The sequence below is a fragment of the Pseudomonadota bacterium genome (assembly GCA_016719885.1).
GTDB lineage: Bacteria > Pseudomonadota > Gammaproteobacteria.
On record JADJYF010000018.1, the window covers coordinates 72,141 to 88,853 of the forward strand.

At 68.0% G+C, this 16,713-nt stretch carries 15 protein-coding genes; 3 read left to right on the forward strand and 12 right to left on the reverse strand.

Features of this window, described 5'->3' with window-relative positions:
• Positions 1-10: 10 nt before the first annotated feature.
• A complete protein-coding gene (locus tag IPM80_18300; GenBank protein MBK8960305.1) occupies positions 11-1,162 on the reverse strand; it encodes a CoA transferase in 1,152 nt (383 codons plus the stop codon).
• A 371-nt stretch (positions 1,163-1,533) separates the two neighbouring features.
• Between IPM80_18300 and IPM80_18305 the strand changes: the two genes are divergently transcribed.
• On the forward strand, positions 1,534-4,059 hold the full coding sequence (locus IPM80_18305; protein ID MBK8960306.1) for an EAL domain-containing protein: 2,526 nt from the start codon (positions 1,534-1,536) through the stop codon (positions 4,057-4,059).
• 68 nt (positions 4,060-4,127) lie between these two features.
• A complete protein-coding gene (locus IPM80_18310) occupies positions 4,128-6,365 on the forward strand; it encodes a molybdopterin-dependent oxidoreductase (protein MBK8960307.1) in 2,238 nt (745 codons plus the stop codon).
• Positions 6,366-6,368: 3 nt separating this feature from the next.
• On the opposite strand, the gene IPM80_18315 is transcribed toward IPM80_18310, so the two are convergent.
• The 6 genes from IPM80_18315 to IPM80_18340 form a co-directional block, all read right to left on the reverse strand.
• Positions 6,369-7,682 (reverse strand): S8 family serine peptidase, encoded by a 1,314-nt coding sequence (locus IPM80_18315; GenBank protein ID MBK8960308.1) that lies wholly within the window; start codon positions 7,680-7,682, stop codon positions 6,369-6,371.
• Complete coding sequence (locus tag IPM80_18320; GenBank protein ID MBK8960309.1) at positions 7,679-8,329, reverse strand: zf-HC2 domain-containing protein; 651 nt, start codon at positions 8,327-8,329, stop codon at positions 7,679-7,681. The genes IPM80_18315 and IPM80_18320 overlap by 4 nt, the downstream gene beginning before the upstream one ends.
• Before the next feature lie 28 nt (positions 8,330-8,357).
• The gene (locus tag IPM80_18325; GenBank protein ID MBK8960310.1) at positions 8,358-8,954 is read right to left on the reverse strand and encodes a sigma-70 family RNA polymerase sigma factor; all 597 of its coding nucleotides are present in this window, start codon (positions 8,952-8,954) and stop codon (positions 8,358-8,360) included.
• Between the two features lie 150 nt (positions 8,955-9,104).
• Positions 9,105-9,842, reverse strand: coding sequence for a hypothetical protein (locus tag IPM80_18330; protein MBK8960311.1), 738 nt, complete (start codon positions 9,840-9,842; stop codon positions 9,105-9,107).
• A gap of 265 nt (positions 9,843-10,107) precedes the next feature.
• Positions 10,108-10,878, reverse strand: a complete 771-nt coding sequence (locus IPM80_18335; protein MBK8960312.1) for a rhomboid family intramembrane serine protease — start codon at positions 10,876-10,878, stop codon at positions 10,108-10,110.
• Positions 10,879-10,887: 9 nt separating this feature from the next.
• Positions 10,888-12,093 carry a CoA transferase gene (locus IPM80_18340; GenBank protein ID MBK8960313.1) on the reverse strand — a complete coding sequence of 402 codons (1,206 nt, stop codon included), beginning with the start codon at positions 12,091-12,093 and terminating at the stop codon, positions 10,888-10,890.
• A gap of 128 nt (positions 12,094-12,221) precedes the next feature.
• Here IPM80_18340 and IPM80_18345 point away from each other — a divergent pair, with 128 nt between their 5' ends.
• Positions 12,222-12,656 (forward strand): DUF2721 domain-containing protein, encoded by a 435-nt coding sequence (locus IPM80_18345; protein ID MBK8960314.1) that lies wholly within the window; start codon positions 12,222-12,224, stop codon positions 12,654-12,656.
• 5 nt (positions 12,657-12,661) lie between these two features.
• Here IPM80_18345 and IPM80_18350 read toward each other — a convergent pair whose 3' ends face one another.
• The 5 genes from IPM80_18350 to IPM80_18370 form a co-directional block, all read right to left on the reverse strand.
• Positions 12,662-13,186 (reverse strand): nuclear transport factor 2 family protein, encoded by a 525-nt coding sequence (locus IPM80_18350; protein MBK8960315.1) that lies wholly within the window; start codon positions 13,184-13,186, stop codon positions 12,662-12,664.
• Positions 13,187-13,253: 67 nt separating this feature from the next.
• Positions 13,254-15,188, reverse strand: a complete 1,935-nt coding sequence (locus tag IPM80_18355) for a CopD family protein (protein MBK8960316.1) — start codon at positions 15,186-15,188, stop codon at positions 13,254-13,256.
• Between the two features lie 25 nt (positions 15,189-15,213).
• On the reverse strand, positions 15,214-15,591 hold the full coding sequence (locus IPM80_18360) for a copper resistance protein CopC (GenBank protein MBK8960317.1): 378 nt from the start codon (positions 15,589-15,591) through the stop codon (positions 15,214-15,216).
• Complete coding sequence (locus IPM80_18365; GenBank protein MBK8960318.1) at positions 15,588-16,226, reverse strand: hypothetical protein; 639 nt, start codon at positions 16,224-16,226, stop codon at positions 15,588-15,590. The genes IPM80_18360 and IPM80_18365 overlap by 4 nt, the downstream gene beginning before the upstream one ends.
• The gene (locus tag IPM80_18370; GenBank protein MBK8960319.1) at positions 16,210-16,683 is read right to left on the reverse strand and encodes a hypothetical protein; all 474 of its coding nucleotides are present in this window, start codon (positions 16,681-16,683) and stop codon (positions 16,210-16,212) included. Before IPM80_18370 ends, IPM80_18365 begins: the two co-directional genes overlap by 17 nt.
• Positions 16,684-16,713: the final 30 nt, after the last annotated feature.

Here is a 16,713-nt window from a genome sequence, read left to right on the forward strand (position 1 = left end):
TGGCGACCCCTCAGGTCACCGTGCGGTTGGCCTTGAGCTTGCCTATCTCGTCCGTCGAGAAACCCCAGTCCTTGAGCACCGCTTCGGTATCCGCGCCATCCTTGGACGGCGGCTTCTGGATCTCGCCCGGCGTGCGGCTGAAGCGCGGCGCGGGCGCCGGCTGCGTGACGCCGCCCACTTCGACGAAGGTCTGGCGCGCGACATTGTGCGGATGGCTCGGCGCTTCGCTCATCGACAGCACCGGCCCGAAGCACACATCGGTGCCTTCCAGCACTTCGCACCATTCGTCGCGGGTCTTGGTCAGGAACAAGGCCTTCATGTCCTCGGCGCGGCTCGCCCAGCGCGTACGGTCCTTGTGATCCTTGTTGCCGGGATCGGAAAATCCGGTGCGCTGCTGGAATTCCTCGTAGAACTTGGTCTCGATCGAAGCGATCGAGATGTACTTGCCGTCCTTGGTCTCGTAGGTGTCGTAGAAGTGCGCGCCGCCGTCGAGGATGTTGGCTTCGCGCTGGTCGGTGAACAGGCCGCTGGCGTGCATGCCGTACAGCGCCGCCATCAGGATCGACGCGCCGTCGGTCATGGCGGCGTCCACCACCTGGCCCTTGCCGGACTTCTGCGCTTCGAGCAGCGCCGCCAGCACGCCTACCGCGAGCAGCATGCCGCCGCCACCGAAGTCACCGACCAGGTTGAGCGGCGGGGTCGGCGGCGCATCGGCCTTGCCGATGGCATAGGCGGCGCCGGTCAAGGAGATGTAGTTGACGTCGTGGCCGGCGGCCTTGGCCAGCGGGCCGAACTGGCCCCAGCCGGTGACGCGGCCATAGACCAGCTTGGGATTGCGCTTCCAGCACTCGTCCGGCCCGAGACCGAGACGCTCGGTGACGCCGGGACGGAAACCTTCGATCAAAGCGTCGGCGCCGGCCACCAGGCGCAGCACCAGCTCGACGCCGGCCGGCTGCTTGAGATCGACCGCGATCGAGCGGCGGCCGCGATCGAGCACCGAGAACTTGGCGTCCATGGCGATGCCGAGCCCGGCGTCCGTCACGCGGTCGACGCGGATCACTTCGGCGCCCATGTCCGCCAGCATCATTGCGCACATCGGATTCGGGCCTATGCCCGCCAGTTCGATGACTTTGTATCCGACCAATGGTCCACTCGCGGCCATGTCGCTCTCCCCTTCAATCAAGATTCGGTGGTGTGGTTGGCGGTTCGCTGACCGCGAGCCGCATTATGCCCGCTCGTCCATGCCGTGGGCGACCTCCCCTTTTTCGGGCAGAAATTGCCGTCGAAGTAGCCCTTGCTGCCATGAGCATGGTCGAAAATGCGCGAAGTTCCGCCGATTTGTTCAAGGATTCCAGGGTCGCGTCGCTAGTTTTCGACCATGGACACGAGGCCCAAGGAGAGCACGCGGATGTCGCAAGACCACCGCGCATCCCTCATCAGCACAATGAAAATCAGCAACACCAGCCAACGGCCGGTCGGCCTGTGCCTGAGCGCTTCGATGGCATTCCGCGCGGCGGCGGCGAGGCCCCTGTCATGAGACTCGGTGTACGCACCGCGGCGTGGGCGCTGGCCCTGTCCAGCATTCCCATGCTGGGCATGGCGGTGCTGACCTTCTATTCCTCGCGCACCACCCTGCGCGAAGAGCTCGACAGCCAGCTGCTGTCGGCCGCGCGCAGCGAACTGGCGACCGTCAGCCAGTTCGTGACGGACGCCGCCGCCGATCTCGCCACCTGGAGCAACCTGCACATCATCCAGGACGTGCTCACCGACGACGAGCAAGGCGACGCCTCGCGCGAACTCGCGCGGCTGGCGCGCCAGTCGTCGAATTTCACCGAGATCCTGGCCTTGAACGATCACGGCCGCGTGGTGGCCGCCACCCGTACCGCCTACATCGGTCTCGACCTTGGCGATTCCGCCGCGTTCCGCGCCGCCAGCGCGCGCGGCGCCTATCGCAGCGACATCGAGCATTCGTCGATCTCCGGCAGCAAGGCGCTGACCATCGCCGAGCCGATACGCGCCGATTACGACCAGCACGCCATCATCGGCGCCCTCATCGGCGTCATCGACTGGAACCGGGTGAGTGACGACCTGCACAGTCTCAGCGTGCTCGGCGCTCGCCAGGACCGCGACCGTCGCCTGCTGTTGCGCGATCCGCGCAACGCCGTGCCGCTTTACGACACCATCGGCGCCGAACCGAGCGCCTATGCCTCGCTGCCCGACAGCGCGGGCCTCAGCATGGGTGAATTCGACGGTCGCGCTTACCTGATAGGCACGGCGGTGGCGGCCGACGGCGGCGGCCTCGGACGCCCGTGGCTCATGCACACCCTGGTCTCGACCGCCACGGCCGACGCCGGCGTGCTGGAGCTGCGCGACCGTTTCATTGCCTTCGGCATCGTGTTCCTGCTGGTGTCGACCGCGGCCGGCCTGGCTTTCGCGCGCTCGCTGGCGCGCCCGATAGTGGCGCTGCAGGTGGCGGCCAGCCGCCTGGCCGAGCGCGACTTCGACACCCCGCTGCCACCCGCGCGCAGCGACGAGATCGGCAGCCTGACGGCGAGCTTCGACGCCATGCGCTCGGCGCTCAGATCCAACGAGCAACAGCGCAGCGAATCCGAGCAGAAGATTCGACGCCTGGCCTATTACGACCAGGTCACCGGCCTGCCGAACCGCGCCTACCTGCAGGACTACCTGGCCAGCGCGCTGGCCGCGGCGGTGCGTCGCCACAAACAGCTGGCGGTGCTGTATTTCGATCTCGATCACTTCAAGCGTATCAATGACACGCTCGGCCACGGCGCCGGCGACCTGTTGCTCGGCGAGACCGCGCAACGTCTCGGCGAATGCGTGCGCGCTTCGGACATGCTCATGCGCGGCGCGCAACGCGCCGGCGGAGAGCGGTCGGAAGCGGCGCATGCCATCGCGCGTTTCGGCGGCGACGAATTCGTGCTGGTGTTGAACGACCTCGACGATGCCTACGGCGTGGCGCGCGTCGCACGGCGCCTGCAGGACGCCTTCGTGGCGCCGTTCAAACTGGGCTCCGATGAACTGTTCGTCACCTCCAGCATCGGCATCGCGATGTTTCCGGACGACGGCGCCGACGCCGACACCCTGTTGCGCAATGCCGATGCGGCGATGTACGACGCCAAGCAACACGGCCGTAATAACTACAGCTTCTACATGAAGGAGATGAATGCGCGGGCGCGTGATCGCTTGTCTCTCGAAGGGCGGCTGCGCAAGGCCATCGAACAGGAACAGTTCGAACTCCACTACCAGCCACAGATAGACCTCTGCAACAACCGGCTCATCGGCCTCGAAGCGCTGGTGCGCTGGGCCGATCCGGAAAAGGGCCTGGTCAGCCCCATGGAGTTCATTCCGCTGGCCGAGGAAACCGGTCTCATCGTGCCACTGGGCGAATGGATCTTGAAACGCGCCTGTCGGCAGATGCGCGCCTGGAATGGCACGGCGCTCGAAGGCGTGCGTGTGGCCATCAACCTGTCGCTGCGCCAGGTCAAGGAAAAGAACTTCGCGACCCTGGTCGGCGAGGTACTGGCGGCCAACCAACTGCCCGCCTCGCAGCTCGAACTCGAATTGACCGAATCGGTGTTGATGGAAGACAGCGATGGCCCCGGTCGCATTCTCGACAGCCTGAAGGCAATGGGCTTGAGCCTCTCGATCGACGATTTCGGCACCGGCTATTCGTCGCTCAGCTATCTCAAGCGTTTCGCCATCAACAGCCTCAAGATCGACCGCAGTTTCGTGCGTGACATGGAAGGCGACGCCAACGACCAGGCCATCATCACCGCCATCATCGCGATGGCGCACAAGCTCAACCTCGACGTGGTGGCCGAAGGCGTGGAAACGCGCGAACAGGCGCTCTTGCTGCGCCAGTTCAACTGCGATCAGATCCAGGGCTACTGGATCAGCCGGCCGCTGCCGGCGGCCGATGTCGAACGATTCGCCGGCGCGCCGATCGCGGTGCTGGACACGCTGCCGCCGGTGAGCCCCACGCCGACGCTGCTGCGCTTGCCGCAGGACGGTTTGCGTCACGCCGCCGGCGAATCCTGACCGCGGCAAGCGCCGCCGACCCTGTGGGTATAATCCTCGCGTGACACCCCGTCACGCGGAGATCCCCGATGTCCAATGCCAGCGCCGGCGAGCGCGTCGTCCATCGCACCTGTCCCCTGTGTGAGGCCACCTGCGGCCTCGAACTGACCGTTCATGGCGAGCGCGTGCTGCGCGTACGCGGCGATCGGGACGATGTGTTCAGCGCCGGCTACCTGTGTCCGAAGGGCGTGGCGCTCGGTGAACTGCACGACGATCCCGACCGCCTGCGCCAACCCCTGGTCAAGACCGCGACGGGCTTTCGCGAAGCGAGCTGGGACGAAGCCTTCGCCGCCGTCGAGGCCGGTCTCGCACCTATCCTTGCGCGCGGCGATCGCAACGCGGTGGCGCTCTATGCCGGCAACCCCGTGTCACACAATCTCGGCGCCAATCTCTACCTGCGCCCGCTGATCCGCGCGCTCGCCACCCAGAATTTCTATTCCGCCTCGACCGTCGACCAGATGCCCAAGCACCTGGTGAGCGGCCTCTTGTTCGGCGACCCGCAGGCGCTGCCGGTGCCCGATGTCGATCACTGCCAGTTCCTGCTCATGCTCGGCGCCAATCCCTGGGAGTCGAACGGCAGCCTGTGGACCGCGCCCAACCTGCCGGCGCGTCTGAAAGCGCTGCGCAAGCGTGGCGGCAAGCTGGTGGTACTCGATCCGCGCCGTACGCGCACCGCGGCGCATGCCGATGAACATCACGCCATCCGTCCCGGTACCGACGCGCTGTGGCTGCTGGCAGTGGCGCGCGTGATCGTGTTCGAACGCCTGGCCAAGCCCGACCGCCTGGCCAAGATCACGAGTGGCCTGGAACCTTTGCGAGAACTCCTGGCGCCCTTCACGCCGCGCGCCGTGGCCGCGCACTGCGGCATCGCCGCCGAGCACACCGAGCGACTCGCGCGGGAACTGGTGGCCAGCCCCGCCGCCGCGGTGTATGCGCGCTTCGGCACCCACGCGGCGCGCTTCGGCACGCTGGCCGCATGGGCCACCGAATTGCTGAACGTGTTGACCGGCAACCTCGATCGGCGCGGCGGCGTGATGTTTCCGCGCGGCGTACATGAGCGCGTGCGCGAAACCGGCAGCGGCGCGGGCTTTCGCTACTCACGTTGGCGTTCGCGCGTGCATGGCCACGGCGAAGTGATGAGCGAACTGCCGGTGGCGACGCTCGCCGACGAGATCACGACGCCGGGTCGCGGCCAGGTGCGCGCGCTGCTGACGGTGGCCGGCAACCCGGTGCTGTCGACGCCCGACGGTTCGCGCCTGGCGGCGGCGCTCGCCGGGCTCGAATTCATGGTCAGCGTCGACCTCTATCTCAACGAAACCTCGCGCCATGCCGACGTCATCCTGCCGCCGCCCTCGGCGCTGGAGCGCGCGCATTACGACTTGTTCTTCTATCGCCTGTCGGTGCGCGCCATCGCCAACTACTCGCCGGCGGTGTTCGACCCGCCGGGCCTGTCGGAGTCCGCGATCCTCGCGCGTCTCGCCTTGATCGTGCGCGGCGAAGGCGCCGGCGCCGACGCCGGCATCATCGATAAGGAACTGCTGGCCGAACTCGTGCAGAGGGAAGCCACGCACCCGCAATCACTGCTGGCCGGACGCGAGCTCGACGAGGTGCTGGCGAGCCTCGACGGTGACACGCCCTGCGAACGCATTCTCGACTTCCTGCTGCGCACTGGCGCCGAGGGCGAAGGCTTCGGACGACGCGCCGACGGCCTGTCGCTGGCGCGGCTGCGCGAGCATCCCCACGGCATCGACTTCGGCCCCCTGCAAGCGCGCCTGCCGGGCCTGCTGAAAACGCCGAGTGGTCGCATCGAACTGGTGTCGGACGTCATCACCGGTGAGCTCGCGCGCCTGCGCCGCGAAGTGCTGGAACAAGCGCCTGGCGATGCACTGCTGCTGATCGGCCGTCGCGAATTCCAGTCCAACAATTCGTGGCTGCACAACCTGCCGTCGCTGGCCACCGGCCATGCGAGCTGCGTATTGCACATGCATCCCGACGATGCGCGTCGGCGTGGGCTCGACGATGGCGGCGCGGTACGCATCCGCAGCGCCGCGGCCAGCGTGGTGGTGCCCCTGGCGGTGACCAGCGCCATCGCGCCAGGCGTGGTGAGCCTGCCCCATGGCTACGGCCATGGTCTCGCCGGTACGCGCCTGACGGTCGCCAACGGCGTCGGCGGCGCGAGCGCAAACGATCTCACCGAAGGCGTGTTGGAAGGTCCGTCGGGCAACGCCGTGCTGAACGGCGTCGCGGTAGAGGTCGAGGCGGCCTGAGAGTCAGGAACGCGAGGCGGCGACGCGGAGCGGCGCGGCGGCGGCCGCGCCACCGATGACGGCGCTGGCGCGCGCGCAATCGACGCCATGGCCGGCGCGAGCCAGCACCGTGCAGGCGTTGACCGTGCGGGTGAGGCTGCCGACCGGTGCCGCGTTGTCGGTCAGCAAGGCGCTGACTTCACGCGCGTCCAAATCAGGCGCGACTTCCAGCAGCAGCGCGATGACACCGGTGACGTGGGCGGCGGCAATCGAACTGCCGGACATGTAGCCATAACGCTCGTGGGGCAGCGTGGTGAAGACCTCGGTGCCCGGCGCGATGGCGGCGCCGCTTTCGCTGGCCTGGCCGGCGACGCCGACCCGGATGACGCCCGGCACGGCGGTCGGAAAGGCGGCATCGGCCCGTCCTGCGACCGGCATTGCGCCGACCACCAGCATGCCCTTGGCCATGGCGTTCGCGAGCAGGGTCTCGAGCAGGGCATCGCGCGGACCGGTCAGGCTCAGGTTCAACACCCGCACCTTGAGACGGATGGCGGTGTCGATGGCCTTGGCCAGGGTCAGGGTATTGCAGCTCGCATCCAACGCATCGGGTGCGCTGGCCCAGCACGCGCGCAGCGCGGCGAGGCGCGCCGCCGGCGCGACGCCGACAATGCCGGCGGCGTTGCCGGCGCGCGCGGCGATGATGCCGCCGACCGCCGTGCCGTGCACTTCGCCGGCACGCTCCTCGCTGCTGTCGTTGACGAGGTCGCGATGGGTGCTGACCTGGCCGCGCAGATCGGGATGACGCAGGTCGATGGCGGTGTCGACCACCGCCACCGTCACGTCGCGGCCGGTGGCGAAACGATGGGCTTCGTTGAGCTGCATGTCGGCGATCGCGCTTTGCAGCGGCTTGTACGGATCGGCCGCCATGGTGTGAAAGTCATGCATCGGGTAGACGCCGTCGACCACGCCTTCCTTGCGCAATTCCTCGCTGACCGCCTGCAGGCTGCGTTCGTCGTCGATGGAATACACCACGCAATGCACGCCCAAGGTCAGCACCGGCCACTGGCTGACGGTGCTGAGCTTGTGTCGCTTGCCGAGTTCGCTGGCGATGCGACGGCCCCAGGCCGTGGAATCGTAATCGGCGGTGCGCGCATAGGTATCGCCCGGTCCGCCGGTCGGCGCGCGTTGCAGTCCGCGATCGGTGAATGTCACCAGTGCCAGTCGCTCGCTGTGAGAGCTCGCCACCGGCTGAAGCTCGGCCGCCTGCGACGCGACGCCGACGGACAGCGCCCACAGCGCGGCCAGCGTCACGCGGCGCAAGAATTTACGCGGGCTCATGGCGTCGCCCCCGGCGCCGCCGGCGCGGCAAAGCGCACGCCGCTGCGTGTCTTCAAGGTGTCCAGCGCGCTCGCCACCTGGCTGGCGGGCACGCGCACCGTGAACACGTTGTCATGATTGGGGCCACTCACCACGTCGCCGTGCACCGCGGCCAGCGCTTCCTGGATGGTGGCCATCGACGCCTCGCCATCGAATGCCACGTACAGCACATCGGCGCCCACCACCTGGCCGCGATCCTGCGACAGCGTATGGAAAGTCTGCTCGACGAGGCCGACATTGCCCTGCATGTGGCCGATGCCGAACACCACGCCGGCCAGCATCGCGATCATCGCCAGGCGTCGCGTCGCATGGCGCATGCCGCCGCGCCCCCAGCGCCGCCATGGCGATGACGATGATGATGGCGGTGGCGGCGCGCTGCCGCGCACGCGCGCCATGATGCGCTCGAAACCGTCGTCGGCGAGGTGCCTCTCGGAGTCGCTGCCGCGAAACGCCTGGGCGAGACGCTGCTCGGCAGCGAGTTCCGCGCGGCACACCAGGCACGCCGCGAGATGCGCATCGAGCCTGTCGCGCTCGGCGCCGGCCAGGGTGCCGTTGACGAGAAACGGCAACAGTTCGCTGTACTCCTGGTGAGAAAAGGCTGAGTTCATGGCACTCGTTTCCGATGACTTGGTCATGTCAATCACTCATCGCGGCCGGTTCGCCGGACAATTGCGGCCACACTTCGCGCAAGCGCTTGCGGGCGTGAAAGATACGGGTCTTGACGGTGTTCTCGGGGCAGTCCATCACCTTGGCGATGTCCTGGTAATTCAGGCCATGGAAATACACCAGTTCCATGGCCGCGCGCTGCTCGGCCGACAAGTGGCGCATGGCCACGTGCAAGAGGTTGTCCTGCTCGAGTTCGCGCTGGGCGTGGCTGTCGTCACCGCCCTCCTCGCCGCTGGCCTCGCCGCCGGTGACGCCGAGCTTGCGCAAGGCCTGCAAGGATTTGAAATTGGCGATGCCGAGCAGCCAGGTCGAGGCCAGCGCCAGGCGCTGGGTGCGCGCCGCCTGCTGCCATACCGCCAGCATCACTTCACTGATGACATCGTCGACCAGTTCCTGGCGGCGCGTGACCTGGTAGACGAAACGTTCCAGGTAGCGCCGGTAGCGCTTGTAGAAGATCTCGAAGGCCGGCGCGTCGCCGCGCCCGATGCGCTCGATGAGCAGCCAGTCGCCGTCGTCGTCGCGGTCAGCGGCAGCGACGGGCGCGGCCGGTGGCGGCCTGAATTTCAAGATGTTGTGCCCCGCGCCACCCGCCATGTCCAGCCACTCTCCTGTTTGCCGATGAATCGCGGCACGGGCGGGAAAGGTTCAGCGTGAACGGCAGCATGTTTTCGGTAATTTTTCATCCGCGTGTCCTTGCCCGGCCTGCGTCCTTGACCCCTAGAAGCCGACCGACAGGGAAAACACCACGCGCGCATCGACTTCCGCGCCGGCAAAGCGGTCGTGCACGCCCGGGTCATTGATCTCGTTGAAATAGACGTTGTCGACGTAGCGCAGGTCAGCCACCAGGTGGCGGCCGATGAAATAGCTGAGGCCCGCGTTCCAGTAGACGACGTCATAGGACGTGACCTTGGCGAGACCGTCGTAGCCGATGCCGACGGTGGCGTCCAGCACGTCGCTGAGGGGGTAGCGACCCTTGACCTCGCCGGCCACCGCGTTGTGACTCGCGCCGTAGCTGTCGAAGGCCACGCTGCCGCGCGCGGTGACGAGGCCGCGCCAGTCCAGGCTCACCGAGGTCTCGACATAATCGCCTGACTCGCCGAACACCTCGGCCTCGTACACGTAGGCCGACAGCACCGCATCGAGGCGCAGGCCGCCGGGCAGCGCGCGCTGCACGCCGAGGTAGGGAATGAATTCGAACTCGGCGCCGCCGAAATCAACGGCGGTCAGCCACGCGCCGCCATAGGCGCCACTGCCACGGGCCAGGCCGACATGGGCCTGGGCGGCGGGATGGTCATCGCTCTTGGTATAGCCGTGGTAGAGGTAGTTGCTGGTAAAACGCGCCAGCGCGGTGGTGCTGAGCTCGGCCGCGGCCGGCGCCGCCAGGCCCGCGCAGACGCAGGCCGCGGCCCACGCGCTCGGTCTTGCAATCGGCAGTGGGCGGTGGGCACGGGACACGCTGGCAAATACCTTACGCGCGGCAGGCACGCGCCTGCCCGTGGCGGCCACTGAAGGCCTTACAAGTTCGTGGGGAATGATGCCATGGCGGCATGGGGGTCGTGTCAACGCCTACGGAAAGCAAAGTCCCTTCGCACAGCGCGGCAACGACTGGCGGTTGTTCACGACGTTAACAGGGCAGGTCGGCGCGCGCCAGCCGCCCAGCGTGCGCGCGATCACGTTTTATCGCGGCGGGCCGCCGTCGAATGTCAAACGTCGTCAACTCTCAACGCAGGCGGCGCCAGGCGCCCTCGCCGGACTGGCGCCAGCCATGGTGGGGATGGCGCGCCAGCAGTTCGCGATCGCGAAACAGGTAGACCAGCGCCGCGCCCGCCACGAAACCGCCGACGTGGGCCCAGAACGCCACGCCGCCGCCCTGCGCGCCCAGGGAGCCGAGGCCGCCGATCATCTGCACCAGGAACCAGTAACCGAGCATCCAGAACGCCGGGATGGCGAAGGTCGTGACGTAAAACCCGAACCAGAACAGCATGTGCACGTTGACCCGCGGGTAGAGCATCACGTACGCCCCCATCACCCCGCCGATGGCGCCCGAGGCGCCGACCATGGGAATGGCGGCGCCGGGATTGGCGGCGACCTGCAGCGCGGCGGCCGCCAGCCCGCACAACAGGTAGAAGGCCACGAAGCGGCCGTGGCCCATGGAGTCCTCGACGTTGTTGCCGAAGATCCACAGGAACCACATGTTGCCGATGAGGTGCATCCAGCCACCGTGCAGGAACATGTGGGTGATGACCGTCGACCAGTTGCCGCTCTCGGCAATCACGCAGCGCGCATAGGGACTGAGCGGAATACCGACGCCGGCCTGCAGGTGGCCCAGCAGTTCGCCGGGCAACAGGCCGAGGGTACAGATGGAACTGGCGAGGGCCGGCTCGCGCCCCAAGCCTTGCACCAGCACCCACGCCGCGATGTTGAGCGCGACGATGGCCCAGGTCGCGTAAGGCGTCAGGATCTGGGGATTGTCGTCACGGATGGGGAACACGCGGCGCGCCTAGCGGCTGGCGGATTTCAGCACGCCGCGCGCACTGAGCGCCGCCACCTCGGCCGCGCTGTAACCGAGCAGCCCTTCCAGCACTTCGGCGTTGTGTTCGCCGAGCCGCGGCGCCACCAGTTCGGGCAAGTGAGGTTGCGCGGAGAAGCGCAGCGGGAATCCCGGGATCGACAGCGGCCCCATCAGCGGGTCCTCGATGTGCCGCACCGTGCCACGCGCATTGAAATAGGGATGGTTCAGGGCGTCGACCGGACTCAAGACCGGCGCCGACGGCACGCGATGGCTTTCGAGATGGGCGAACACCGCGTCGTTGTCACTGAAACCCTGCAGCCAGGCTTCGATCATCGGGATCAGATCCTTCTGATTGGCCGCGCGGCTGTCGCTGCTGGCGAAGCGCGCGTCGTGCTCGAGTTCGGGCCGCCCCATGGCCGCGCACATGCTCGGCCATTGCGGCTGCAGGGCGAGGATAACGAGGTAACCGCTCGGCCCCTTGTACACGCCGAACGGACACAGCAAGGGATGATGATTGCCGTTGCGGGTCGGCATGTAGGCGCCCTTGCTGAGGGTGTGGGCCTGCACGGCGATGTCCTGCAGGTGGAACATGCAATCGATCATGGCGAGATCCAGCCATTGGCCTTGACCGGTGCGGCCACGATGGAACAAGGCATAGCCGATGGCCGAAAACGCATGCACGCCGCTGCCGGTGTCGGCGATGGCCAGGCCGATGGGATGCGGCGGGCCGTCGGCCGGCCCGGTCATGTGCATGAGACCGGCGAACGCCTGCGCTGCCCAGTCATAACCGGTCTTGTGCGACAGCGGGCTTTCGCGGCCGTAGGCCGACAGCGAGGCCATGATGATGTCGGGCTTGATGGCCTTGAGATCCGCGTAGGCGAGGCGCCGTTTCTCCATCACGCCCGGCCCGAAATTCTCGACCACCACGTCGACCTTGGCGACCAGCTCGCGCACGATGGTGTCGGCGGCCGGGTCGCGCAGATCGAGGCACAGGCTGCGCTTGCCGCGATTCTGCTGGATGAAATAGCCGCTGCGGCCATGGTCGGACCACGGCAGACCGCGCGACGGATCGCCGCCCGGCGCCAGTTCCACCTTGATGATCTCGGCGCCCATTTCCGCCATCAGGCGCGTGACGGTCGGCCCCGCCAGGTACTGGGTGAAATCGAGCACACGAATGCCGTCGAGGATCATCATCACCGTGCTCCGTCGGAGGTCTTGCGCCTTGAACTCAAGGCGTCGAGTGTACACGGCCACTTCAGCGTTGCGAGGCCACGCACCTGGACCGACAATGACGCCGCCCACAAGTCACGAGTCACGCCCGCATGTCGGAACCCGTCCAGGTCGATGCCATTGCCCATGCCATCCAGCTTGCGGTCACACCGGTATTCCTGCTGGCCGGCGTCGGCGCCATGCTGTCGGTGCTCGCCAACCGTCTCGCGCGCATCGTCGACCGCGGTCGCGTGCTGCACGAGCGACGCCATTTCGATCAATCGGAAATACGTGAAATCGACGTGGAGCTGGCGGTCATCAATCGCCGCATGCGGGTCGTCAACACCGCCATTTCGCTGTGCACGCTGTGCGCACTCTTGATCTGCTCGGTGGTGGCGGTGCTGTTTCTCGGCACGGTGGCGGCCAGCGGCAATGCCACCGCCATCGCGCTGTTGTTCGTCGCCGCCATGACCTGTCTCATCGGCGCGCTGCTCGCATTCCTGATCGAGATCTACCTCGCCACCGTCAAGGTGCCGTTGCGGCGTTGAGCGGCTCAGGCCGGCGCGCGGGCGCCCATGATCCAGTGGATGACATCTTCGCCGTCGCGGCGGCCCCACACACCGTTTTGACCGCGGCCGCGCGCGCCCTGCACGGCATCGACGCGACGCCATTCGCTGGCCACCACGCGGTGGGCAATCTTCCATTCGCCGCCACGCCGCTCGAAGCGATCGACATAGCGAACGCCCATCACGTCGTCCTTGCCGTTACCGTCGGCGTCTTCGCGACGGTGATAGGCCACCGCGTAGGTTTCGGCGCGCGCGTGATCACCAACCACCTCGATGAGCATGTTGCCCATGAAATGCTGGGTGACGGTCCAGCGCGCGAGGAAGGTCGCGGCGGCGGCGATGAATTCCTCGACCGTACCCTTCATCGAGCCGTGGTCGTCGTAGGCATCGGCGTGATAGCAGGAACGCACGAGATCGAAATCCATGCGGTCGATGCCACGCGCATATCGGTAGATGACGTCGGCGATCTCCTGGCGCGCGAGCAAGGTGGCGATGGCGGCCTGGTCACTCATGATGACTCCCCAAGGTTGGTTGCGGGTGATGGTGGCGGTCACCATAGCAGAGCATGGCCGGCGCGCTTCAGTGCATGTGCGTTTCGGGCGCGGGTCGCAGCGCCGGCTCGGCTGCGAGCGTCGCGACGGTTTGCGCGAGTTGCGCTGGCGACCAGCACGGCGCGCCATCGCGGGCCAGCCAGCGCGCGCGTATGAAGCCGAAGCGATCGACGAGGAACGCCGCATCGCCATCGTTGCCCGGCAATGCGTCGCGACGGCCGGCGTGGACCAGGCTGCGACTCAACAGACCATAGGCGGCCGTCACCGCGTCGCCGCCGCCACTCAAGCAATGCACGCGCTCGGCGTCCGCGCCCAGCGCCCGGCAATCGCCGGCGGCCGGCACCACCAGCATCTCGAGCGGCGCACCACGCAGCGCCGGAGCGTCCGCCAGCGCGTGCAGCGTGTCGCGCGCCGCGCCGTCGCGAGCGATGTACAACAACACCGCGCGCTCGCCGCGCCAGTCCTGCAACTCGCCGCGCCGGCCGGCGGCGCTCTCGAAGCGAAAATTGGGCGCCGCCAGCCACGCGCGGCCAGCCTCGATTTGTTCATCGATGACGCGCGCGCGATGACCGTCGGCAAAGGCACGCAGCATGTTGATCAAGTCCCAGCGCGCGCTGGCGTCGAGCACTGCGGCGAAGCCCGGCATGGCGCCGCTCGGTGTGCCGTCGGAGAGCCACGCGAACATGTCGCCGGCGCTATGCAAGGCCGTATGGCGGGCGAGATCGGCGGGCGCCACGGTGGTCGTGAGGCTTTGCGCGCCATCACCGCGCGCACCGCTGCCGTGACAATCGGCGCAGTGCGCAGCAAAGAGCGTCATGCCGCGGCCGATGGAGTGCGCGTCGTAAGGCACGCCGGCGCGCAGGTAGGTGGTGGGAAACGCGCGCACCGCGATGGCCTGCACGCCGATGAGCGTCGCGCCCAGCAACAGCAGGACCGCCAACGCGCGGTAGCGCAGCCACCACGCGGGCGCCACGCATGACAGCAGGCTCACCGCCAGCACCACTTGCCATTGCGCGAAGCTGCTGGTGCCGAGCAGCGCCGGCTGCAGGCGGAATGGCAACCACCAATTGAGCGCCTGGTGCGCGCCCGGCGTGCCCTGCGCGAGCGCGAGCGCGAAGCCGAACAGCGCCAGCGCCGCCAGCAACTCGATGCCGAACACGCGCAGCACGGCGCGCCGCGTGTCGGCGGCATAATGACGTTCGAGGCGCGCGAGTTGCGTGCCGCGTAAATGCCAGGCCGCCATCAGCACCACGGCGAGCAGTGCGAGTTTGATCCACAGCAGCGCCGCCGCCTCGGTGGCGAACAGCGCCGGCCAGCCACCGAACTGGCGCCATGCGATCAGCGTGCCGCTGACGATGAGCAGCAGCATGGCGGTGAAGGCGAAGCGCGAAAAGCGCCGCAGGGCATGCAGCACGTAGTCACGTTGCGGCGCGCTGTCACCGGCGGCAAGCAGCAGGCTGCCCCACAGCGGCAAGCCGCCCAGCCACGCCGCGCTCAGCCAGGCATGCACAACGTGCAGCGGCAGGAACAACGCGAGTGGTTCGCCGACGCCGCCGTGGCCGGCGCGCGCGCCGGCCAGGAAAAAGCCCGTGCTGACAATCAGCAGTGCGAGCAAGGCGCCGCGCCGCGGCTCGCGCCACGGCAGCAGCACCGCCATCGCCACCAGCAGCATGGTTTGCTTGACCAGCCACATCTGGCCGAGTCGCGTGCCGAGCACCAACTGCTGCCATGGTGACCAGTGGTGGCCGGCGGCGTGTCCGAGGATGCGCTCAGCGTGACCATCCAGCACCAGCACGCCGGCCACCAGCCCCAGCGCCGTCGTCCACGGCAGCAAACGCCAGGCGCGTCGCGCCCACGGCTGCAGCGGCGCCGGGATGGCGCCGCTACGCCACCAGAACAGCGCGGTGCCCAAGGCCAGCACGGCCGCCGACTGCCAGGCGAAACGGGCGAGCGCGTCGAGCATGGGCGGCCGCGCGGTGCGCCTGTGCCTAGCGAGCGCCGGGTTCGCCGATCACGAACGGCGACGACCCTTCGACGATGTGTCCGTCGACCGACAGCACGCGGTAATGCAGGCGATAATTACCGGCCGCGAGCGGCGCCTGCAAGCGGAGGCTGAGACCATTGTCGGGCAGCGACGCGAGCGCGCCCTGGGCAACCACCTGTCCGCGACTGTCCTCGACCGCAAGCGAAGAGAACGCCGCTTCCAGCGCTTCGTTGAACCACACGCTGACGGTCGGCGGCGACTTGTCGAGCACGGCGTCCTGGCCGGGCACGGCCTTCACCAGCACCGCGTGCGCGCTGACCTCGACACTGAGCAGCACGCAGAGCAGCGCCGCCGCCCATCGGGTTGGTCGATGCATGTTCATGAAGCTGGCCTCGATTGATTGCCGTAATCCAGATCCGCGGGCGTGCCATCGGTACGCCGTCGTCGCGCCCACGCCAGCAGGCCGCACAGCAAGGCGCTGCCCGCCACGCCAACCGCGCCCTGGCGCAGGCGCAGCGCGCGGCTGCCGACACTGAAACGCCATGCCGCCCGCCATTCGCCACCGTTCAGCGCCGGCGTGCGCAGCAGGGCAAGGTAGGTGCCCTCGCCCTCGAACGCGTGGCGCAGCACCACGCTGCCGTCGATGGGCACGGTCGGCGCGAGGCGCGCCACGCTGGCGGCCTCGATGGTGGCGGCGTCCCAGGCGGCGACCGCCGCTTCCGAGCTGTCACCGTCGGCGCGCAACAGGCGCACTTCTATCGGCATGGCGGTGAGCGCGGCATCGACCACGTCGAACACCACGAGCGTGGCGCCCGGCCCGGGCAAGGCGTCGCAATACATCTCGCCATCGTGCAGCGCGGGCTGGTAGAGCGCCACGTCCACGCGCCACGCGCCGAGGCGCAGTTGGCAGGCCGGGCCGCCGCCGGCCTCGCCGTGCGCGCGCACCACGCCGCCTGCCAGCACGCCCGTCAACAGCAGCGCCAGGCGTGCAGCGTGGCGCTCAATGATGACCGGCATGAGCATCGCCGCCGCCGGCATCGCGCGCCGCCGTCGGCGTCTTGAACTGCGCGGACTGCGCGTCGAGGCCGGGCAGTTTCACGAACACCACCGCTTCGCTGTCCGCCGCGAGGGCGGCCGGCGCCGCGGCGCTGAAGCGGTTGTCGCCATCCGCCGCGAGCGTCACGCGCACGTCCTGCGCCGGGAAGCGTACCGCCGCCTCGCCGCCGGCGCTGGTCTGCGGCTCGTCGAGATGATTGGTGACGTAGACCAGCACACGCCCGTCATGGATCACGAGTTCGAGGTGCAAGGGCCCGGCCATGCGCATGCGCCCGCCGTGAGCGCTGGCGCGGCCGTCGAAATAGGCATCGCTGTGGGCCTGTAAGACATGCGGCGTAGCACACAACGTCAAGCCGACCAGCGCCAGGATGGCGGACCAGCGGCGCGGCTTGCGGGCAAAGGGGGCGTGGAATTGCATGCGGGAGTTGTCCTGTGTGTGTCCTCGAAG